The sequence below is a fragment of the Nocardia wallacei genome, from assembly GCF_014466955.1.
GTDB lineage: Bacteria > Actinomycetota > Actinomycetes > Mycobacteriales > Mycobacteriaceae > Nocardia > Nocardia wallacei.
The window spans coordinates 5,319,668-5,341,725 of sequence record NZ_AP023396.1; the positions used below are offsets into that span (position 1 = coordinate 5,319,668).

Sequence of the window (22,058 nt, forward strand, 5' to 3'; positions counted from 1 at the left end):
GAAATCGAGATGACAGAATTCCCCGCCACTCCCGACCACCGCACCGGCCCGATCGCCCGCGCCACCCCGGTGCGCAGCACCTACCGGTTGCAGCTGCGCCCCGACACGCTGACCTTCGCCGATGCCCGCACCATCGCGGAGTACCTCCAGCAACTGGGCGTCTCACATCTGTATCTGTCGCCGATCATGACCGCGATGCCGGGTTCGCCGCACGGGTACGACGTCACCGATCCGACCACGGTGTCGGCGGCGCTCGGTGGCCCGGGCGGGTTGAAGGCGCTGGCGGACGAGGTGCGCAGCCGGGGCATGGGGCTGATCGTGGACCTGGTGCCCAATCATGTCGGCGTCGGCGATCCGCGGCAGAATCCGTGGTGGTGGGATGTGCTGCGCAACGGCAAGAAGTCGCAGTTCGCGCACTGCTTCGACATCGACTGGAGTCCGAACAACGGCGCCGGGGGGCGGCTGGCGCTGCCGGTGCTGCAGAGTGAGAACGATCCGGCCGCCCTCACCGTCGACCGCTCCGGCCCCGAACCCATGCTGGCGCTGCATGATCTGCGCTTCCCCATCGCGCCGGGCACCGACGGCGAGAACGCGCTGCGCATCCACGACAAACAGCACTACCGCCTGGTCAGCTGGAAGGCCGGGATCTGCACCTACCGCCGCTACTTCGCGGTGTCGAGCCTGGCGGCGCTGCGACAGGAGGATCCGGCGGTCTTCGAACTCACCCATCGCGAGCTGGCCGCCTGGTGCGAGCACGATCTGGTGGACGGCGTCCGGGTCGATCATCCGGACGGATTGGCCTATCCCGCGGCGTATCTGGCGAGACTGCGGCGGCTCATCGGCCCGCACCGGCTGCTGCTGGTGGAGAAGGTGCTCGCCAGCCGCGAGCCGCTGGACGCCACGCTGCCCATCGACGGCACCACCGGCTACGACGCACTGGGCGAATTGAGCGGCGTGCTGGTCGACCCGTCCGGCGAGCCGACGCTGACCGCGCTGTCGCGGCAGTACTGCGGGCACGGCAGCAACGGCGCCTGGTTCGGCAACAACGAGCACCGGATCAAGCGAGCCGTCGCCGAGCGGCTGCTGGTGCCGGAGGTGCGGCGGCTGGTCGCGGCGATCAAGCGCGACGCGGCGATCGGTGGCTTCGACGCCGCGGCCACCAGCGATCTGGCGCTGACCAACGCGACCGTCGAGGTGCTGTCGTTCATGCCGGTCTGCCGCACCGACTACGCGCCGCTGGCGGGCATGGCGGGCAGTATCGTCGCGAAGGTCGGCAAGCGCAATCGCGAACTCACCGTGCCCCTTTCGGTGCTGGTGACCGCGCTGTCCGCCGGTGGGGAGGCGGCGGTGCGATTCCATCAGGTGTGCGGGGCGGTGAACGCCAAGGCGGTCGAGGACACCATGTTCTATCAGGCGGCGCGGCTGGTCTCGCTGCAGGAGCTGGGCGGCAACCCGTCACGCTTCGGCCATTCGCTGCTGGAGTTCCACCTGGCCAACACCGAGCGTGCCAACCGCTGGCCCGCGACGATGACCACGCTGTCCACCCACGACACCAAGCGCGGCGAGGACGTGCGGGCCCGGATCGGGGTACTGTCACAGTTCGCCGAGACCTGGGCGAAGGCGGTGGCGGCCTGGAACGAGATCACACCGCCGCCCGACGGCGCGACGGCACTGTTCCTGCTGCAGAACATGTTCGGCATCTGGCCCGCCGACGGCCGCCCGGCCGCCACGGTTCCCGGGCTGCGCGAGCGGCTGCATCTGTTCGCCGAGAAGGCCGTCCGGGAGGCGGGCACCCAATCCTCCTGGGAGGAACCGGATTCCGACTTCGAAGCCCGGCTGCACCGCTGGGTGGACGCGGTGATCGACGGCCCGGTCGGCGCGGAACTCGACGCCCTGGTGGCCAAGCTGTCGCAGCACGCCTGGTCGGACGCGCTGGCGCAGAAGCTGCTGCAGCTGTGCGGACCCGGGATCCCCGACATATACCAGGGCTGCGAGCTGTGGGAGGACTCGCTGGTCGATCCGGACAACCGCCGCCCGGTCGACTTCGGGCACCGGCTGGCGATGCTGCAATCGCTCACCGGCACACCGGAATTGGATTCCTCGGGGGCGGCCAAGATGTGGGTGGTGGCGTACGCGCTGTGGCTGCGCCGCGAGCGGCCGGACTGCTTCGTCGGCGGCACCTACACCCCGCTGTTCGCCACCGGCGACGGCGCCGACCACCTCGTCGCCTACGCGCGGGGCCGCGCGGGCGGGACGCCGCAGGTGATCGTGGCGACCACCCGGCACAGTGCGCGCCTGGCCGACATCGGCTGGGGCGACACGGTATTGGATCTGCCCGAGGGCACCTGGACCGATCGCCTCACCGGGAACTCCTTCTCCGGACGGGCACGACTGGAGAAGTTGTTCACGCGGCTGCCGGTGGCCCTGCTGGTGCGCTGAGCGGCGCCCGCCGCCGGGACCGCTCAGGCGCTCACCGGCTGCTCGAGTTCCGGACAGGGCGCCTCCACCACGTTCTCCACCAGCTCGCTCGGCAGCGTCCGGCCCTGCTCGCTCAGTTCCCGTTGCCACCGCTGGAGATTCGGCGGACGGTAGTCGTCGCAGATCTCGACCGTCGACGACAGCGACACCTTCTTGTCGTCGGGTGCGGACAGTCGGCGCCAGAAGTCCGGGTAGTAACGCTGATTGCGCGGATTCACCAGCAGGCCCAGCAGATTCATGATCCGGTACGGCAGGGGCAGCGCGTTGTGCGGCCGCACCGCGTTGTCGAAGGCGGGCGTGCCCATCAGTTGCTCGAGCCGCTCCCGATCGAACTGCAGCCCCTGCGCGGCGGCCTCGTCCACCATCCAGCGCAGCGTGAGATCGGAGAGGCGGCAATCGGAATGGCCGCCGCCGATGTCGGTGTGGCCACCCTTGAACCACACCTGCTTCACCCGATCGGCACGCTGCTGCTCGACGCCCGCCTCGTCGGTGACCTCCCACAGGCAGGGCGCGAAGATGCGACGGCGCTCGTCGATGGCCAGCGCCTGCCGGGCGCAGTGCACGTGCGGCGACAGCCGCATGTCGTGGAAGCGGTACCGCCACGAGGTCACCAGGGGCACACCCATCGCGCCGACCGTGTCGAAGACGCCGACGAACTTGATCGGCACGGGATAGTGGCAGTGCTCCGCGCGGAAATCCACCCACTCCTGCGGATCCGGGTCGTCGGGATGCCGCTTGCGCTGCCGGTAGATGCGCAGCGCCTGCGGATACCGCTTGCCGATCATGGCCTCCGGCTTCAGCAGGCCCAGGCGGTGGATCATCCCGGTGAGGCTGCGTGCGGTGTAGGCGCCGCGGCTGAAGCCGAAGACGAAGATCTCGTCGCCGGGCTCCCAGTTCAGTGCGACCTGCCAGTACATCGTGGACAGGTTCGCGTTCAGGCCGAGCCCGAACGCGCCGCCGAGCAGTTTGTCGGCGAGGTAGCCCTGTGAGCCGGGGCCGTCGGCGTAGAACACTCGCTGTCCCACATGTTCGCCGGTGTCCAGGGTGGTCCCCAGGCGCACCGACTCCGCGATCTTGACGACATTGCTGACCGTGGGATTGCTCTCGGATCCCCACGTGCCGTCACAGCACACCACCAGACGTTTCATATCCCGATCCTCCCGCCCCGTACTCCACGGATCCTGCGTAGCGAACTACTCGATTCATCGCCGACGAGCCGCGCAAGCGTTAATAGTTCCCGCATATTCGTCTCATCGCCGACGCCATTGCGCAACCGCCGTCCGAGCGGCGACGACCGCCCACGCACCCACCAGCAGCAGGTAGAGGACAACAGCGGAGACCGCGAACAGCACCGCATCGGTGTGGTGGTACAGCGCGGCGCTGCCGGTGACGCAGGTACCCACCGGGAACGTGAAACCCCACCAGGTCATATCGAATTCGAGCGCGCCGGCGCGCAGCGTGCGCACGGTGACCGCCGCGGCCAGCGCCAGCCACAGCATCGCGAACCCCCACGCGAGCACCCCGTAGCCGATCGAGAACACCAGCAGCCCTTCGGCTTCCGGCCCCGGCAGGGCGGCGGGAGCGGCGTCGGCGAGCAGGCCCGCGGCGGTGATCGACTGCCCCAGCGGACCGAGCCCGATCCACAGCGTGGGCACGGTGCCGGACGGCGGCGTGCCGTAGTGCACCAGCCGCGACCAGATCATGGTGAGGGTGATCAGTGCCGCGATCAGGCTCAGGCCGAACATGGCCAGGCACGCCAGCAGCAGGGTCAGCCGCCACTGTCCGGCCGGTGTGTGCGGCGCCAGCAGCGCGCCCGTGGCCGCCGACACCATCGGCGGCACCACCGGCATCAGCCAGCCGCCGAACGCCGCGTCCGGGGCGAGGCGATGCCGGGTGATCATGCGATAGGGCACCACGACCGCCGTCGCCAGGCCCAGCACCGTCCCGGCCGACCACAGCGCCCAGTCGATCGCGACCGCCGCCGGCGCACCGATCACGTCCGTCCCGAGCAGCAGCGTGCCCGCGCCCACGGTCAGCAGGGCCATCGGCGGCGCGCCGAGAAAGTGCGCCATGACCGGGTGATCCAGATGTCCGCGCGAAACGTCCGGATGTCGCCGCCACTGCAGTGCGAACGCCGTGACCAGCACGACCAGCAGTACCGCCGCCGCCGCCCACACCGCCGTGGCCGCCTCCCGCAGTCCTGGAAACCGCACGGGCAGACTCGCCGCCGCGGTACCGACGATCCCGGTACCCATCACCACCGCGAACCAGTTCGGGCCGAGCCGCCGCAGCGCGGACTCGTCCGCCGTCCGGATATCGGACCGCACCGGCGCCACCGCGGTCATCGGGACACCGCCCCGCCACTGCCGAATTCTCGCCACCGTTTCATGCCTTCACCGTTCCCGGCCGCGCGTTCCCGCGGTAGCCAGCCCGTCCCGATGGGTACATAGAACGGCTCTATGCCCGGTTTGCCTTTCGGCCTCGCTCTGGCCTGCTCGAGTGGCGGCCGGCCGCGTATTTGCCGAGGAGGCATAGGCTCGACCTATGCCGCTGTCGCCACGGGTTCCCGATCTGACCGCGCTCGACCTCCTGCTGTCGGTGGTGGAGCTGGGCAGCCTCGGCCGGGCCGCGCAAGCGCACGGGATCAGCCAGCCGTCGGCGTCGTCGCGGATCCGCTACCTGGAACAGCTGGTGGGCGTGCCGGTGCTGGAACGGACCACGCTGGGCTCGCGGCCGACGGCGGCGGGCGCGCTGATCGCGGAATGGGCGCGCGGCGTGGTCGACGCCGCCGCGCGGCTGGACGCGGGAATCGATACCCTTCGCGCGCAACGGGATTCCCGGTTGCGGGTGGCCGCCAGCCAGACCGTGGCGGAGTACCTGTTCCCGGGCTGGCTGACCGGGATGCGCGCCGCCGCACCGGACACCACCATCGCGCTGGAGTCCGGGAACTCGACCGAAGTGGGCACGGCGGTGCTGGACGGCCGCGCGGCGATCGGATTCATCGAGAGCCCGCGCGCCGCCCGCGGCCTGCAGAGTCATCCCGTGGCGCGCGACCACCTCGTGGCGGTCGTGCACCCGCACCACCCCTGGGCCCGGCGCGGCACGGTGACGCTCCGCGACCTGGCCACCACACCACTCATCCAGCGCGAATCCGGCTCGGGCACGCGGACCTGGTTCGAACGCGCGGTCACCGCCGCCGTCCCCGGCGTTCGCCCGGCGGTCGCGCTCGAACTGTCCTCCACCACCGCCATCAAGTCCGCCGTGGCCTCCGGCGTGGCGCCCGCGGTCCTCAGCTCCCTGGCCGTCGCCGGTGAATTGGCCACCGGGACACTGGCCTCGCCCCGGATCACCGACGCCGATCTCACCCGTACCCTTCGCGCGGTCTGGCCCGCCGCCCAGCAGCTGACCGGACCCGCGCGCACGCTGTACACCATCGCCCGCCGCCGGTGATCCGCCCTGCGCCGCAATGGTTCTCAGAGAATGTGCTCAGCCTTCGTAGGGGCGGACCGTGAAGCGGAGTTCCCCGGGTTCGGGGACATGGGCCGCGCCGACGGTGACGGTGCCCACGAAGTCACCGTAGCCCGGCGAGAAGATCGCCGAACGGCCGTCGTTGCTCCAGAACCCGGGCCCGTTGGCGCGATGCGTCTTGCTACCGGTCTCGCCGGTGGCGACATTGCGCCAGTTCAGGGTGACATCGAGCGAGCAGTTGCCGACGCCGATCAAGGTGACCGCGGCGGTGAACCCGGCGGCGCCGGAATAGGCGTTCCCGTTCACCGAAGAGTCGACGATCGCCCCGCAGGGGCCATTCGCCAGCGCGTACACCCGGGCGAACTGGCCGCCGTTGGTGTCAGCGGAAGCCGGTGCGGCAGTAGCCATCGCGGTGGCGCCGGCGACCAGGGCCGCCGCGGCGAGTGCTGTCGTAGATCCCATCGAACGCATCAATACCCCCGGAGGTGGACGGTGACCATCACGGATCGGATGCCATGCGACGGTACCAGTCATCCGGTCGTCCCATGACCGTTCAGCCAGACGTCTCTCCGCCAAGCCGGAGGCCATGCCATCCGGAAGACCCTGGTGCGGGAATTGTCAGTGCTCGCTGCTAAGGTTGATACGGGTTCGCTGCGCGCCTCAGCGAGGCGTCCCTTTGGTCGACTTTCCCACTGCCACATGGCAATTCACTTACTTCACTCGACACCGCGCGTCGAACTTGCGCTAGCCCCGCACGCGGGGGCAGTATCGTCGCGTGTCAGCCTCGGGATTCGTTCACCTCCACAATCACACCGAGTACTCGATGCTCGACGGCGCGGCCAAGATCACGCCCCTGTTCAAGGAGGCGGAGCGGCTGGGAATGACCGCGGTGGGCATGACCGACCACGGCAACATGTACGGCGCTTCGGAGTTCTACAACTCGGCCAAGAAGCAGGGCATCAAGCCGATCATCGGCATCGAGGCCTACATCGCGCCCGCGTCCCGCTTCCAGACCAAGCGCGTCCAGTGGGGCGACCCGAGCCAGAAGAGCGACGACGTCTCCGGTTCCGGCGCCTACACGCACATGACCATGGTCGCCGAGAACGCGACCGGCCTGCGCAACCTGTTCAAGCTGTCGTCGCTGGCCTCCATCGAGGGCCAGCTCGGCAAGTGGGCGCGCATGGACGAGGAGATCATCTCCCAGTACGCCGAGGGCATCATCGCCACCACCGGCTGCCCGTCCGGCGAGGTGCAGACCCGCCTGCGCCTGGGCCACGAGCGCGAGGCACTGGAGGCCGCCGCCAAATGGCAGGAGATCTTCGGCAAGGACAATTTCTTCCTCGAGGTGATGGACCACGGCCTGTCCATCGAGCGCCGGGTGCGCGAGGGCCTGCTCGAGGTCGGCCGCAAGCTCGGCATCCCGCCGCTGGCCACCAACGACTGCCACTACGTGCACGAGTCCGACGCGAGCAACCACGAGGCGCTGCTGTGCATCCAGACCGGTAAGACGCTGTCCGATCCCACCCGCTTCAAATTCGACGGCAGCGGCTACTACCTGAAGTCCGCCGAGGAGATGCGCGCCATCTGGGACGCCGACGTGCCCGGCGCCTGCGACAACACCGTCCTCATCGGCGAGCGCGTGCAGTCCTACGAGGAGGTCTGGGCCCACCGCGACCGGATGCCGATCTTCCCGGTCCCCGAGGGCGAGGACCAGGCCAGCTGGCTGCGCAAGGAGGTCATGCGCGGACTGGAGTGGCGCTTCCCGAACGGCGTGTCCCAGGAGTACATCGACCGCGCCGAGTTCGAGCTGAACGTCATCATCCAGATGGGTTTCCCGGCGTACTTCCTGGTCGTCGGCGACCTGATCAACCACGCCCGCGAGGTCGGCATCCGCGTCGGCCCCGGCCGGGGTTCGGCGGCCGGTTCGCTGGTCGCCTTCGCCATGGGCATCACGAACCTGGACCCGATCCCGCACGGTCTGCTGTTCGAGCGGTTCCTCAATCCCGAGCGCGTCTCGATGCCCGACATCGATATCGACTTCGACGATCGCCGCCGCGGCGAGATGGTCCGCTACGCCACCGACAAGTGGGGCAGCGACAAGGTCGCCCAGGTGATCACCTTCGGCACCATTAAAACCAAAGCGGCGCTGAAGGATTCGGCGCGCGTGCAGTTCGGCCAGCCGGGCTTCGCCATCGCCGACCAGATCTCCAAGGCGCTGCCGCCGCCGATCATGGCCAAGGACATCCCGCTGTCGGGGATCATGGACCCCGAACACGAGCGGTACAAGGAGGCCACCGAGGTCCGGGAGCTGATCAACACCAACCCGGACGTCAACAAGATCTACGAGACCGCACGCGGCCTGGAGGGCCTGATCCGCAACGCCGGCGTGCACGCCTGCGCGGTCATCATGTCCTCCGAGCCGCTGATGGACGCGATCCCGGTCTGGAAGCGCGCCCAGGACGGTGCCATCATCACCGGCTGGGACTACCCGTCGTGCGAGGCCATCGGCCTGCTGAAGATGGACTTCCTGGGCCTGCGCAACCTCACCGTGATCGGTGACTGCCTGGAGAACATCAAGTCCAACCGCGGCATCGATCTGGATCTGGAGAATCTGCCGCTCGAGGACGTCCCGACCTACGAGCTGCTGGCCCGCGGCGACACCCTGGGCGTATTCCAGCTCGACGGCGGCGCCATGCGCGACCTGCTGCGCCGCATGCAGCCCACCGGCTTCGAGGACATCGTCGCCGTGCTCGCGCTGTACCGCCCCGGCCCGATGGGCATGAACGCCCACAACGACTACGCCGACCGCAAGAACGGGCGGCAAGAGGTCAAACCCATCCATCCGGAGCTCGAGGAGCCCCTGAAGGACATCCTGCGCGACACGTTCGGCCTGATCGTGTACCAGGAGCAGATCATGCAGATCGCGCAGAAGGTGGCAGGGTACTCGCTGGGCCGAGCCGATATTCTGCGGCGCGCCATGGGCAAGAAGAAGGCCGAGGTCCTGGAGGCCGAGTTCGAGGGCTTCGAGAAAGGTATGCAGGACAACGGGTATTCCAAGGCGGCCATCAAGGCGCTGTGGGACACCATCCTCCCGTTCGCCGGATACGCGTTCAACAAATCGCACGCCGCCGGCTACGGCCTGGTGTCGTTCTGGACCGCGTACCTCAAGGCCAACTACAAGGCCGAGTACATGGCGGCGCTGCTCACCTCCGTCGGCGACGACAAGGACAAGGCCGCGGTGTACCTGGCCGACTGCCGCCGCCTCGGCATCCAGGTGCTGCCGCCCGACGTGAACGAGTCCGAGCACAACTTCGCCTCGGTCGGCAACGACATCCGCTTCGGCATGGGCGCGGTGCGCAACGTCGGCGCGAACGTGGTGGCCTCCATCATCGCCGCGCGCAAGGAGAAGTCGAAGTTCACCGACTTCTCCGACTATCTGAACAAGATCGACACCGTCGCCTGCACCAAGAAGGTCACCGAATCCCTCATCAAGGCAGGCGCTTTCGACTCGCTCGGTCATCCGCGCAAGGGCCTCATGCTGGTGCACTCCGATGCCATCGACTCGGTGATGGCCACCAAGAAGGCCGAGGCGATCGGCCAGTTCGACCTGTTCGGCGGCCTCGACGACGGCGACGACAGCGTGTCCTCGGTCTTCGACGTGAAGGTGCCCGACGAGGAGTGGGACACCAAGCACAAGCTCGCCCTCGAACGCGAGATGCTGGGCCTGTACGTCTCCGGCCATCCGCTCGACGGTGTGGCGCACGTGCTCGCCGCCCAGGCCGACACTCCCATTCCGGCCATCCTCGAGGGCGATGTGAAAGACGGTGCGCAGGTCACCATCGGCGGCATCCTCGCCTCGGTCACCCGGCGCATCAACAAGAACGGAATGCCCTGGGCCTCAGCGCAATTGGAGGACCTCACCGGTGGCATCGAAGTGCTGTTCTTCCCGCAGTCCTATTCGGTGTACGGCATGGACGTCGTCGAGGACGCCGTGGTGCTGGTGAAGGCCCGCGTCTCGGCCCGCGACGACCGCGTCTCGCTGATCGCCAACGACCTCGCGGTGCCCGACCTGTCCTCGATCGGCGTCGAGAAGCCTCTGTCGGTCACCATCCCGACCCGCCTGTGCACCCCCGACAAGATCACCGCCCTCAAGCGCGTGCTGACCAGCCACCCCGGCACGGCCAATGTCCACATCCGCCACGTCGGCTCCCGCGAGAAGACGACCATGCTCAAGGTCGCCGACAACCTGCGGGTGTCCCCGTCGTCGGCGCTGATGGGTGATCTGAAGGCGTTGCTGGGTCCGGGGTGCCTGGCTGGCTAGTGCCGCGTCCGGGAAGGTTCGTGCAGTAACTGCCGGGGTGTCGAGTTGATCGTGCCCACCGGCAGCACGATGCTGCCGGTGGAGGTGGTGCCCGGTGGCGCGGAAGCCGGATGTGTTCGTCAGAGCGGTGACCCCTCAGGAGGGTCGCAAGCTCGCCCAGGTCGCCCGCCGCAGTAAGCAGCCGGTGCGGATGCGGCGGGCGATCGTGGTGATGGCCTCGGCGCAGCATCAGCCGGTGCCGATGATCGCGAAGCTGATGCAGGTGTCGGAATCGTATGTGCGGCAAGTGATCCACGACTTCAACGAGAAGGGTTTCGACGCGCTCGACCCAAAATGGAGCGCGGGCAGGCCGGCGAAGACCGATCAGGCGACACGTGATCGGATCTGTTCCATTGCCCGGTGCTGCCCGCGTGATCTGGGCTGGCCGTTCTCAGTGTGGAGTCTGTCGAAACTGGTAGAGGTGTTGCGGCACAACGATATCGCCGACATCAGCCGGGAAACGCTGCGCCAGATCCTCAAAGCCGGTGGGGTGTCGTGGCAGGCCACCAAGACCTGGAAGGCCAGCAATGACCCGGATTTCGTCGAGAAGATGAACCGGGTCCTGGACCTGTACGACAATCCTCCCGCCGACGGGCGCGTGGTCTGCATCGACGAGTTCGGGCCGCTGAATCTGCAACCCCGGCCCGGTCGCGGCTGGTTCGACCGGCGAACGCCGAGGCGGCTGCGGGCGACCTATCACCGCACCCAGGGTGTGCGGCACATGTTCGGCGCACTGGACCTGAGCACAGGACAGCTGTTCTACCGAATCCGCGACCGGAAACGCTGGACCGAGTTCCTGACCTTTCTCAAATCCCTGCGCCGCCGATGGCCGGGCCAGAGGTTGTATCTGATCGCGGACAACTATTCGGTGCACAAGCGTCGCGAGGTTCGGCAATGGTGCGCTGCCAACGATGTGGAACTGGTGTTCGTGCCGACCTATTCGTCCTGGTTGAACCGCATCGAGTGCGAGTTCTCCGCGCTGCGGTACTTCGCTCTCAACGGCACCGACCACCGCAGCCACGGCGAACAGGACGACGCGATCGGCACCTACATCCGCTGGCGCAACCAGCACGCCGAACCGATCCGCGACTTCGCCGTCGGATCGAAGATCCGGCACCCCGATTACCTACCGAAGGTTGCCTGACGGGGCACTAGGGAGTCGGGCCCGCGCTCAGGACAGGCGCTCCACGGTGGCGTCCTTCACGACATAGTGTCTGCCGATGCCGTGCTTGATCGCGCCCTCGGGACTGTAGAGATCGGCATCATCACCCGCGGCGACCAGAGTGCCGGACACTTCGAAGGTTTTGGAGACGTCGGTGTCGCTCCATTCCCGCACGCCCTCGATGTAGACCACGGAGCGCGAGCCGCACAGGAGTACCGCGCCCGTCATCGAGTTCTGGGCGATACCGAACAGGGTCACCGGACGATCCAGATATGCTTCGAAATTCATTTCCCACCTCGTCGCGTTCCGCGGACCTCGAATTGTCACGGTACAATACGTCGGAACACGAGTCCCATCACCGCACTGTCATAGTAGCCACCGTAGTTGTGGAACCGGATGTCCGTCTGCACGAATGCCTTCATCGGATCCGCCTGCCGTTGCGCCGGGTCGCGGTACTCCATATGATTCGCATTCATCCAGGCGTCGATATCCTCCAGGTACAGACCGAAGTCGAAATTACCCATGCCGGGGCCCTTGGCACAGCATAGATCGCCCGACATATCCACCTGCCCGGTCTCCGGATCGGGCGCGAACATATCGGGGTTCGGATCGGTCGGCCGCGCGATCGGCCAACCGGTCCGGGGCTCGTAGAGCGGATTCCCAGCGGGATCACGGACGTGCTCCTGTCCGGAATAGAAGTGCTTCGCGAAAACGACGATGTCCCACTCGGAGGGTTTGCCGCTCGGCAGGAAACGGCCCACATCGCGCAGCCCGGACAACTGCGGGTCCTCCGCGACCATCTGCAGGAATTCTTCCCTGGTCGCCGGCTGCCGCTCCAGAATATCCTCGAATGCGCGCTTGTAGCCCAGAACCATATCCTTGGTTGCCATGCTGTGCTCGAGCTGCGCCATCGCCCGCTGCTCCTGCAGCCGATTGACTTCGTCGCCGATCTTCATAAGCTCTTCGCGTGCCACCTGCCGAAGTTGGTCCACGTATTTCGTCCACTCGCGCACCACCCTTCTGGCTTCGATCACCTCGGGCACCGAAGCATCGTAGCTGTGCGCCATGTTGATCTCGCGCAGCCTGTCCTGCGCATCGAGCAGCGACATTTTCGCGTTGTTCAAATCACTGTTCGCCCGGTCCAGCGGTACCAGCACCCGCTCGGCGTCGAACTGGGGGCGATAGGTGGCGGGATCGCTGAATACCAGGTTGTTCGGCGGGTGCAGCGGGTGACCGGCCACCGTGCTCGTGATCCCGACACACCCGAGTTCCAGCGTTGCGATCTCGCTCGGTGTCATCCTCCGGCCGATCTTGTTCTCCCACATCTCGATGACTTGGTCTTTCGAATAGGTATCGGTGCCTCGACCCGCGAGATCCGGGACGAATTCACGATCCGACCAATCACCTTCGACTCGCAGTGCCCCGGGCTCCTCGCCCGCTGCCATCCGAGCCGCTTCCTCGTCACCCAACCTGGTCCGTCTGGTGGGGACAGTGGGCGGGTCCTCCTCCTCTTCGCGGCGGGCCGCCTCTTCCTCCTCACGGCGGGCGGCTTCTTCCTCCTCCGCACGACGGCGTGCCGCCTCCTCCTCGTGGCGAGCCGCTTCCTCCTCCACACGACGGCGTGCCGCCTCGTCCGTCTCGCGAGGGACGGCCGTATCGTCCACCTCGCGAGGGGCGGTCGCCTCGTCCGCATCACGGGTCGTCTCGTCCAGACCCCGACGCGCCGCTGCGGCCTCTGCTTCGCGACCGCGAGGCGCGGTGACCTCGCCTTCATCACCACGCGGCGGGGCCGTCTCGCTGTCACGGCCACGCGGCGGGGCCGTCTCGCTGTCACGGCCGCGCGGCGGAGTCCGTTCGCCGTCACGACCGCGCGCAGTGGCCTCACGGTCTCGGGCGTGCGGCGGCGTCCTCTCGCCGTCTCGGCCGCGCGGTGGAGTCGTCTCATCCCCGCGAACGGGAACCGGTGTCTCCGTGCCGGATTCATCGCGGGGGGTGCGGGACTCTTCGTCTGTTCGACGGCCCCCGGGCTCCTCGCCTTCCTCCCGCGGCCGGGAGCGGGCTCCGTCCTCCGGACGCACCTCCGTCTCGGGCCGTGGCTCGCCCTCGGGCCGCGCCACAGTCTCCGGACGAGCCTCACCCTCCGGAACCGCCTCGTTCTCCGGACGAGCCACCGCCTCCGGACGCGCCTCACCGACTGACTCCCCTTCGTTCTCCGGACGAGCCACCGCCTCCGGACGCGCCTCACCGACCGGCTCTCCTTCGTCCTCCGGACGAGCCATATTTTCCGGGCGTGCCTCGGTCGCGGGTGCAGGTTCGTTTTCCGGGCGGGCCGCGCTGTCCGGACGCACCTCGCTTCCCGGACCGGATTCGTTCTCGGGCCGGGCCGAGGTCTCGGGCTGGGCCTCGTCCGACGATCGCGTCGGCACGTCTTCGTCCCGGCCTCCGGGAACAGGTGTCGCCGTGTCGTTCTCCTCGCGTGAGGTGCCGGGCTCTGCTTCGGTTCGGCGACCGCCGCTGCCCTCGGCATCCTCGTTCGGCTGCGGGCGAGGCCCGTCGTCAGCGCGCGCGTCAGGCTGCGGCTCCGATTCGGGACGTGCCGCGGACTCCGGTCGCGCCTCGCTCGCCGGATCGGCTTCGTTCTCGGGCCGAACCACCGCCTCCGGAGGCGGCTCGCCCTCCGAACGCGCTGCGCCGGATGGGCTTTCCTCGTCGGACGACCGCGTCGCAGGATCGGCCGAATCGTCGTGCCGCCCGCCGGATGCACCGTCGTCCCGGCCGCCTTCCGATCCACGGCCCTCGTCCCCGGAGGGTGCGGAAGGCGGCGGCCCGTCGTCGCCATTCGGGGACGCGCCCGTCCTGTCCCCCGCGCCCGGTCCGTCACCGGCGGGCGGTCCACTCCCGTCGCGGACCGGCGCACCGACCGCGGGCCCGGCCGGACCGCGCAGCGCGTGCGGCATCGAACCCAGCACACCACCAACCATGCCGGGCAACAGATGGTCCCACCCCATGTCCAACTGACCGGTGAACGGGACCACCGACGCGACTCCGGCCACCGCACCGGCAGCACCGCCGGCCGCGGCGCCGGCGAAACGAATACCGGTCTGCTGCAATCGGTTCCGCGCCGCGGAGGTGGCATTTCCGGCGAAGCGGCGTTCCAGTCCCGTCATCGCCCGCACGCCGACGAACTCGCCCGCGGCACCGGCGGCGGCGCCGGAGACAACGCCCAGGCCGATGTCCTTCCAGTCGAACTCCTTCCGATAGTGCCCCGGCCCGGTCATCTGAACCGCTTGGGCGGCAAGGGGTATAGCGCCGCCCTGCACCGCACCCAATGTCACGCCCTTGAACGCGATCGCCCGCACCATCCGCGCCGCGGCCGCCCGCGCACCCTCCGTCCCCAGCCGTGTGATCAGCTCGCGGAACGCGGCGCGCACCGTCAACCGGGTCGCCGCCGTCGCCGCCGCACCGTGCACCTGTCCCACCCCCGGGACGAACGCATCCACGCCCAATTGAATGACCAACGCCACCAAGGACCCGATGATCACGTACTTGCTGTATTCGGTGGCCAGCGCATCCTGCATGCATTGTTCCGACAGCCCGTAGCAAGCGGCCGCTACGTGTTTCAGGTCGCCGTCGAGGTCGAGGCCGTGTTTTTCGAGTGCCTCGCCGGTCAGTCCCTCGATCGCCGCCAAGGCCCTGTTCCGGGCCTCGCCCGCAAGCTGCGACACCCGGGTGATCGCGTCGCCGATCTCCTTCCATGCGGCGCCCAGTCGGCGCAGCGCGTCCTCGTCCCCCTCCGGCCACGGCCCGGCCACCGCGGCGATCACCCAGGGCGGAATCTCCTTGGGGATTTCGAGCGTCATCGCTTACCTGCGAGTGGGTCCGTCATCTCCGGGCTGGGACGGCTGCCCGTCCAGCACCACTCCGCAAGAGCCGACCGGCACTGTCACCAGCCGTTTGCTCGAATTCGATTGTTGTTCCACGCGAAGTCGCCCCCCTTCTCAGATGCCGGTTCTCGTCCCATCCGTCCGGGGAACGTCGGTGCCCGCGGATTCTCGTTCGGACCAGCACGTCGACGGCGTCCACGCCTCGTCCGACGGCCACGTCCGGTCGACCGGCGGCCTGTCCGCATTCTCGGTCGCCGGCTCGGTTGCGGCAGCGCTACCCGCCGAATACGACGGGTTGTATGCCGGCGTTTCAGGCGACGAATGGTGACCTCGCACCCGGCGATCACCGGCGATCGCCGTTTCAGTGAAATCGGCGGTGAATTCGTCGTAATCGTCGTAACCGAAGGAGAGTACGCGGCTCATGAAAGCCCTCGCCGATGCTCACGCGCACACCCCCGCGCGCGGCAAATGACACGTCGAATACAGCCGACCGACCTCATCAGTCCCTCCCCCGATTCCTCACGCCAGGTTGTGCCCAGTGTCGTCCATTCCCAGATTTGGGAACAGTGACGGTACGGGTAGCCCAGCACCCACGCAGGGCGGCCCGCGGCCGAGCTCGCAGTTCAGGAAATAACTTCCCAGGTGGCATCCTTGACCACGTAGTGGCGACCGATGCCGTGTCGGGCGATACCGGTCTCGTCGGGTTCGAGGTCGGCGTCATCGCCCTCGCTGGTCAGTACGCCGTCGAGCTCGATCGCCTTGAGTCTCACGTCCTCACCCCATTCGGTGACCCCGTCGATGAAGACGTGGGCCTCCGGGCCGCACACCAGCACCGCACCGGCCATGGAGTTCTCGGCGATGCCGTACAGGGTGACGGGTGTGTCGAGATATTCCTCGAAGTTCATGATTCCTCACTCGGGTGTTCCGGTCACGCCTTACGAACAAAGGCTATACCGATCACGGCACTATCGAAGTCGATGTAGCTCGAATAGAACTTCCTCGGCGTACTCTGCAAGACCTCCATCGGCCCCATTCGCGCCCGCTCTGCCGGCGTCTTCGGTTCCATGTGGTTGGCGTGCAGCCAGGTATCCGATTGCGGATCGTACCAACCGTAGTCGAAATTGACGTACCCATTCTTTCCGGGCGTACGTTTGCCGACCATGTCCACCTGGCCGGTTTCCGGGTCCGGCGCGAATCTCTGCGCGTCGGGGTGCACCCGGTCCGCACCGGAGTAGAAGTGCTTGGAGAAGATCACAGCCTCCCACTCCGACGGGCTGCTACCTCTCGGCAATTGGTCGGCAATGCCTTTGAGTTGCGAAAGCTGCGGGTCTTCGTTCACCATCCGCATGAATTCCTCGACCGTGGCAGGTTTGCGGCTCAGAATCTCATTGAATTTTTCCGCATAGCTCGAGACCCGCTCGAAAGTCTTCTCACCGCCGCGGATCTTTGCTTCCTGCCGCTCGGTTTTCAGCTCGTTCCGCTTCTCTTCGGAAAGCTTGGCCCACTCCTCCCGTGCCGCCTTCTTCAACTCGGCGATTTCCTTGTCTTTGGCTTCGAGCTTTTCGCGCGCCGCTTTCACCTTCGGTGACTCCTCCGTCGCACCCGGCTGTTTCAGCGCCTCGTCGAGTTCGGCTTCGAGCACGCGGCGATGGGATTGAGCCCCGTTCACCCGGCCGTTCGCCGCCTCACCGGCCGCCAATTCCTTTTCCGCCACCGCGACGCGCGCCTGGGCCACCGGATCGTCGAATACAAGGTTCATCGGGGGGAGGGTGTCGTCACGGCCCAGTCGCACCATACTGACACCGACACAGCCTCGTTCGATGGTCCGCACTTCTTCGGGGGTCATCTTGCGGCCGAGCTTGTTCTCCCAGTGTTGGATGTACTCGTCCTTCGTGTAGCGACGCTGGCTCTCGTTTCGCTTCAGCTTCGGCACCAGTTTGCGTTCGGAGAAGCCTTCGGCGGCGCGCAGATCGCCCTCTCGGTATGCGTCCCGAGCGGCCTTCAGGACATCGCGAGCCTGGCCCAGGTGCTCGTTGAAACTGCGGATATCACCCTTGCCCAGGGCCGCGACGGCGTCTCGGTAGTGACGGTCGAATTGCGCCGCCATATCTTCTTTGGCCCGCAGCGCGTATCTGTATTCTTTCAGCTCGTCGGCGAGAGCTTTGATGTCCCGTTCCGCCCGGGTGAGATGTTCGAGTATGTCGTCCTCGGGCCGAGAGGTCGTCTCCTCTCCCTCGCGATGACGGGCGGCCTCTTCTTCCTCGCGTCGGCGAGCAGCGGCCTCCTCCTCTTCACGACGACGAGCGGCAGCCTCCTCTTCCTCACGACGACGAGCAGCGGCCTCCTCCTCTTCACGACGACGAGCGGCAGCCTCCTCCTCTTCACGACGACGAGCGGCAGCCTCCTCCTCTTCACGACGACGAGCGGCAGCCTCCTCCTCTTCACGACGACGAGCGGCAGCCTCCTCCTCTTCACGACGACGAGCGGCAGCCTCCTCCTCTTCACGACGACGAGCGGCAGCCTCCTCCTCTCCACGACGACGAGCGGCAGCCTCCTCTTCCTCACGACGACGAGCGGCAGCCTCCTCTTCCTCACGACGACGAGCGGCAGCCTCCTCCTCTTCCCGGCGCGCGGCGGCTTCCTCCTCCTCGCGACGGCGGGCGGCGGCTTCCTCCTCGGCACGACGCAGCGCGGCGGACTCCTCCTCCGCGCGACGACGGGCAGCGGCCTCCTCCTCCACAAGTCGGCGAGCCTCGGCCTCCTCCGCCGCACGACGACGCGCGGCCGCGGCCTCGACACGACGGCGGATGGCGGCTTCTTCTTCCTCGCGACGACGCGCGGCGGCCTCCTCCTCTTCCCTGCGCCGGGCAGCGGCCTCCTCCTCCGCACGACGACGCGCGGCAGCGGCTTCCTCCTCACGACGACGCGCCGCAGCCTCCTCCGCACGACGACGGGCAGCGGCCTCCTCCTCCGCACGACGACGCGCGGCAGCGGCTTCCTCCTCGCGACGCCTTACCTCTGCTTCCTCTTCCGCACGACGACGGGCGGCGGCGGCCTCCTCCCGACCGCGAGCGGCGGCCTCTTCTTCCGCACGCCGGGCTGCGGCCTCCTCCTCTTCCCTGCGCCGGGCAGCGGCCTCCTCTTCCGCACGACGACGCGCAGCCGCTTCCGCCTCTTCACGACGAGCGGCCTCCTCCTCTTCCGCACGACGACGCGCAGCAGCCTCCTCCTCCTCACGACGACGCGCAGCGGCCTCCTCCTCCGCACGACGACGAGCAGCAGCCTCCTCGTCCGCACGACGACGAGCCGCAGCCTCCTCCTCCTCACGGCGAGCAGCGGCCTCCTCCTCCTCACGCCGACGGGCAGCAGCCTCCTCGTCCGCACGACGACGCGCCGCAGCCTCCTCCTCTTCACGACGACGGGCAGCGGCCTCCTCTTCCGCACGACGACGAACGGCCGCTTCCTCCTCCGCCCGACGCCGGGCGGCAGCCAACTCCTCACGTCGGCGAGCAGCGGCCTCCTCCTCACGCCGAGCCGCAGCCTCCTGCTCACGCCGAGCCGCAGCCTCCTGCTCACGCCGAGCCGCAGCCTCCTGCTCACGCCGAGCCGCAGCCTCCTGCTCACGCCGAGCCGCAGCCTCCTGCTCACGCCGAGCCGCAGCCTCTTCCTCACGCCGAGCCGCAGCCTCCTGCTCACGCCGAGCCGCAGCCTCCTGCTCACGCCGAGCCGCAGCCTCCTGCTCACGCCCAGCCGTGGCCTTCTCTTCGCTTCGGCGAGAAGTGGATTCCTCGCGGCGGGCGGCGGGGGTTTGCTCCTCGCGGCTGCGGGGTGTGGCGGGCACTTCCGGTTCGCGACCACGTGCGGGCTCGGCGGGGGGCGGCGCCGATCCGTCGTTGTCGGGGCGTGCGGGTGCGGACTCTCCGTCGGTGCGGCGGCCGCCCGCCGCGGCCGCTTCCGCTGCGCGTGCGCGCATACGCTCCAAGGCGTTGACCCGGTCCTCGACCGCAGCGCGCATATCCCGGGCGAGTGCGCGGTTCATCTCGTTGCGGGCGGCGTCGGCTTCGCGGGCGGCCGCACCGCTAGGCGGTGAGGTCTCGCCCTCGGAGTCGCGAGCGGGCTCCTCCCGCCGGGGACCGGGTTCTCCGTCGTCGCGGCGCGGACCCCCGGTCGGTCCTTCCTCGGGCCGGGGCGTAGCGCCTTCTCCGCCGTCCGGCCGCCGGGCTCCTGCCGCGGCCGCGGCTTCGGCCCGCGCGCGCAGGTTGTCCACGACCGACCGCATATCGCTGGCGAATGCCCGGTTCAATTCGCTGCGGCTGGCCTCCGGCGCCCGCGATCCGGAGCCGTCGCTCGGCGTTTCCGACTCCGAACGACGCGGTGCAGCCCCGTCACGCGGCGCTTCCGCGTCCGATCGGCGCGGAGCCGAACCATCACGCGCAGCCTCGGCTTCCGACCGGCGCGGCGCGGCACCGTCACGCGCAGCCTCGGCTTCCGACCGGCGCGGCGCGGCGCCGTCACGGCGATCATCCGCTTCCGATCGCCGCGCGGGTTCCTCACGGCGGGAACCGGAATCGTCTCGGCGCGGCGCGGATTCACCGTCGGCACGGTGGGCTCCTGCCGCTGCCGCGGCTTCCAGGCGCGCCCGCAATCCGTCCACGACCGAGTGCATGTCCTCGGCCAGCGCCCGCATCAGATCGTGCCGGGCAGCGGCTTCCTCGCGGCTACCGGCGACCGGTTCCGCGGAATCGCGTCCAGGCTCGGCATCACGCCCCCGCGCATGGTCGCGACCTTGCGTCTCACCCTGCGACACAAGATCGTCGCGCCCTTGAACCTCACCCTGCAAGACCCCGTCATCGCGACCCTGAGCCTCGTTCCGCGCCACCACGTCATCACGGCCCTGGGCCTCATCCCGCGCCACCACGTCATCACGACCCTGGGCCTCATCCCGCGCCACCACGTCATCACGACCCTGAGCCTCATCCCGCGCCACCACGTCATCACGACCCTGAGCCTCATCCCGCGCCACCACGTCATCACGGCCCTGAGCCTCATCCCGCGCCACCACGTCATCGCGGGCCTGAACCTCGTCACGCCCCTGGACAGCGTCGCCCGCTGCCTGCTCGTGGCTCTCCTTCGCACCGGCGACGTGCTGGTCCGCCGAGCCGGTCTGCTCTTGGACGCGAGCACCCGCGCCCTCCCCGGGGCCGGTGTCGACCGGAACCTTCGGGATCTCTCGTGGGTCGACCCGAGGGGCGGAGACCGCCGACTTGGCTTCCCCGCCCTTGGCCGCAGCCTCCGGCGCTGCCTTGGCCGCGGCCTCCGGGGCCGCCTTGGCGCCGACTCCGGTCTCCGGGCTCGCCTTGGCGCCGACACCGGTCTTCGCCTCGGAGCGGTCACCCTGAGCCGGCGCGGCGTCTCGATCCGCGCCGCCCGGCCGATCGACCATTTGCTGTTGCGGCGCTTCGACTTTGGACTGCGGTGCGGCTTTCGAATCGGCGGCGGCCGCTTCGCGGTCCCTGCCTCGGTGATCCGCACCGGACTGTTGCTGTTGCTGTTGCTGTTGCTGCAACGACTGGTCTGCCGCCGCCTGCACATCCACCGCGGCGGCCTGCGCGGCGGCGTCACCCGCCGCTTCCGCGTCATCGGCGAGTTGCTGCGCGCCGTCCGGATCAGCGGGCGGCGACCCACCGTCGTTGTCGCCGGGTCCGCCACCGGATTCGGGCTCCCCACCCGTACGAGGCCCGCCCTCCCCGTCGGTTCTCGGCGCCACCGCCGGGCCCGCCGGGCCGCGCAGGGCATGCGGCATGGTGCCCAGCACACCGCCCACGACGCCGGGCAGAATGTGGTCCCACCCCATATCGAGCTCCCCGGTGAACGGCACCAGCGACACCACCCCGGCCACCGCACCCGCGGCACCACCCGCACCGGCTCCGGCGAAGCGAACACCGGCCCGTCCCAGGAACCCGGGCGCGCTGTTGCTGAAGAAGCGGCGCTCCAGGCCCATCATGGTGCGCACACCCACGAACTCACCCACACCACCGGCCGCGGCGCCGGCGACCACACCCAAACCGATCTGGTCCCAGTTGAATTCGCCCGCTTCGCGGTTTCCCTCGAACATCTGCACGGCCTCGGCGCCGAACGGGATCAGACCACCCTGGATCGCGCCCAGGGTCACACCCTTGAACAAGATCGTCTTCACCAACCGGGCCGCGGCCGCCCGGGCGGCGTCGGTGCCGAGATTCGTGATCAGCTCACGGAACGCGGCCCGCACGGTCAGCCGGGTCGCCGCCGTCGCCGCGGCACCGTGCACCTGACCGAAGCCCGGAACGAACGCGTCGATGACCAACTGCACCACCAGCGCGGCCAGCGAGCCGATGATCACGTACTTGCTGTACTCGGTCTGCAGCGCGTCGTTGAAACATTGCTCGGCAAGTCCGTAACACGCTTTCGCGGCACTGTTCAGGCCGTTGTCGAGATCGATGCCGTATCGCTTCAGCGCCTCCGCCGTCTGTCCCTCGATCGCCCCGGCAGCACGGTACCGCGCCTCGCCGGACAGCTCCGCCGCCCGCGCGACCGCATCACCGATCTCGGTCCAGGCGTGGCCCAACCGACGCAGTGCGTCCTCGTCCCCCTCCGGCCACGGACCCGCCACCGCCGCCACGACCCAGGACGGAATCTCCGGGGGTATCTCCAGCCCCATCAGCACTCG

Annotated in this window: 11 protein-coding genes; 4 read left to right on the forward strand and 7 right to left on the reverse strand. The window is 68.6% G+C overall.

Annotated elements, in window-relative coordinates:
• Positions 1-9: 9 nt before the first annotated feature.
• On the forward strand, positions 10-2,439 hold the full coding sequence (gene treY / locus NWFMUON74_RS23400) for a malto-oligosyltrehalose synthase (RefSeq protein ID WP_232110545.1): 2,430 nt from the start codon (positions 10-12) through the stop codon (positions 2,437-2,439).
• A 23-nt stretch (positions 2,440-2,462) separates the two neighbouring features.
• Here the strand turns inward: treY and NWFMUON74_RS23405 are convergent, their stop codons facing one another.
• Together NWFMUON74_RS23405 and NWFMUON74_RS23410 are read right to left on the reverse strand one after the other, a co-directional pair.
• The gene (locus NWFMUON74_RS23405) at positions 2,463-3,626 is read right to left on the reverse strand and encodes a DUF2235 domain-containing protein (RefSeq protein WP_187683951.1); all 1,164 of its coding nucleotides are present in this window, start codon (positions 3,624-3,626) and stop codon (positions 2,463-2,465) included.
• Positions 3,627-3,728: 102 nt separating this feature from the next.
• Complete coding sequence (locus NWFMUON74_RS23410; RefSeq protein ID WP_187683952.1) at positions 3,729-4,823, reverse strand: TDT family transporter; 1,095 nt, start codon at positions 4,821-4,823, stop codon at positions 3,729-3,731.
• A 199-nt stretch (positions 4,824-5,022) separates the two neighbouring features.
• On the opposite strand from NWFMUON74_RS23410, the gene NWFMUON74_RS23415 reads away from it, so the two are divergent.
• A complete protein-coding gene (locus NWFMUON74_RS23415) occupies positions 5,023-5,928 on the forward strand; it encodes a LysR family transcriptional regulator (protein ID WP_187683953.1) in 906 nt (301 codons plus the stop codon).
• A 36-nt stretch (positions 5,929-5,964) separates the two neighbouring features.
• Here the strand turns inward: NWFMUON74_RS23415 and NWFMUON74_RS23420 are convergent, their stop codons facing one another.
• The gene (locus tag NWFMUON74_RS23420) at positions 5,965-6,408 is read right to left on the reverse strand and encodes a hypothetical protein (RefSeq protein ID WP_232110546.1); all 444 of its coding nucleotides are present in this window, start codon (positions 6,406-6,408) and stop codon (positions 5,965-5,967) included.
• Positions 6,409-6,721: 313 nt separating this feature from the next.
• On the opposite strand from NWFMUON74_RS23420, the gene dnaE reads away from it, so the two are divergent.
• Entirely contained in the window at positions 6,722-10,267 is a 3,546-nt protein-coding gene (dnaE, locus tag NWFMUON74_RS23425) for a DNA polymerase III subunit alpha (RefSeq protein WP_269475289.1), read from the forward strand.
• Between the two features lie 94 nt (positions 10,268-10,361).
• The gene (locus NWFMUON74_RS23430) at positions 10,362-11,450 is read left to right on the forward strand and encodes an IS630 family transposase (RefSeq protein ID WP_232110547.1); all 1,089 of its coding nucleotides are present in this window, start codon (positions 10,362-10,364) and stop codon (positions 11,448-11,450) included.
• A 27-nt stretch (positions 11,451-11,477) separates the two neighbouring features.
• Here the strand turns inward: NWFMUON74_RS23430 and NWFMUON74_RS23435 are convergent, their stop codons facing one another.
• From NWFMUON74_RS23435 to NWFMUON74_RS36625, 4 genes are all read right to left on the reverse strand, one after another.
• A complete protein-coding gene (locus NWFMUON74_RS23435; RefSeq protein WP_187683955.1) occupies positions 11,478-11,756 on the reverse strand; it encodes a hypothetical protein in 279 nt (92 codons plus the stop codon).
• Between the two features lie 35 nt (positions 11,757-11,791).
• Positions 11,792-15,328, reverse strand: coding sequence for a WXG100-like domain-containing protein (locus tag NWFMUON74_RS23440; RefSeq protein ID WP_280374007.1), 3,537 nt, complete (start codon positions 15,326-15,328; stop codon positions 11,792-11,794).
• A 647-nt stretch (positions 15,329-15,975) separates the two neighbouring features.
• Entirely contained in the window at positions 15,976-16,257 is a 282-nt protein-coding gene (locus tag NWFMUON74_RS23445) for a hypothetical protein (protein WP_187683957.1), read from the reverse strand.
• A 23-nt stretch (positions 16,258-16,280) separates the two neighbouring features.
• A complete protein-coding gene (locus NWFMUON74_RS36625) occupies positions 16,281-22,049 on the reverse strand; it encodes a WXG100-like domain-containing protein (protein WP_483414315.1) in 5,769 nt (1,922 codons plus the stop codon).
• Positions 22,050-22,058: the final 9 nt, after the last annotated feature.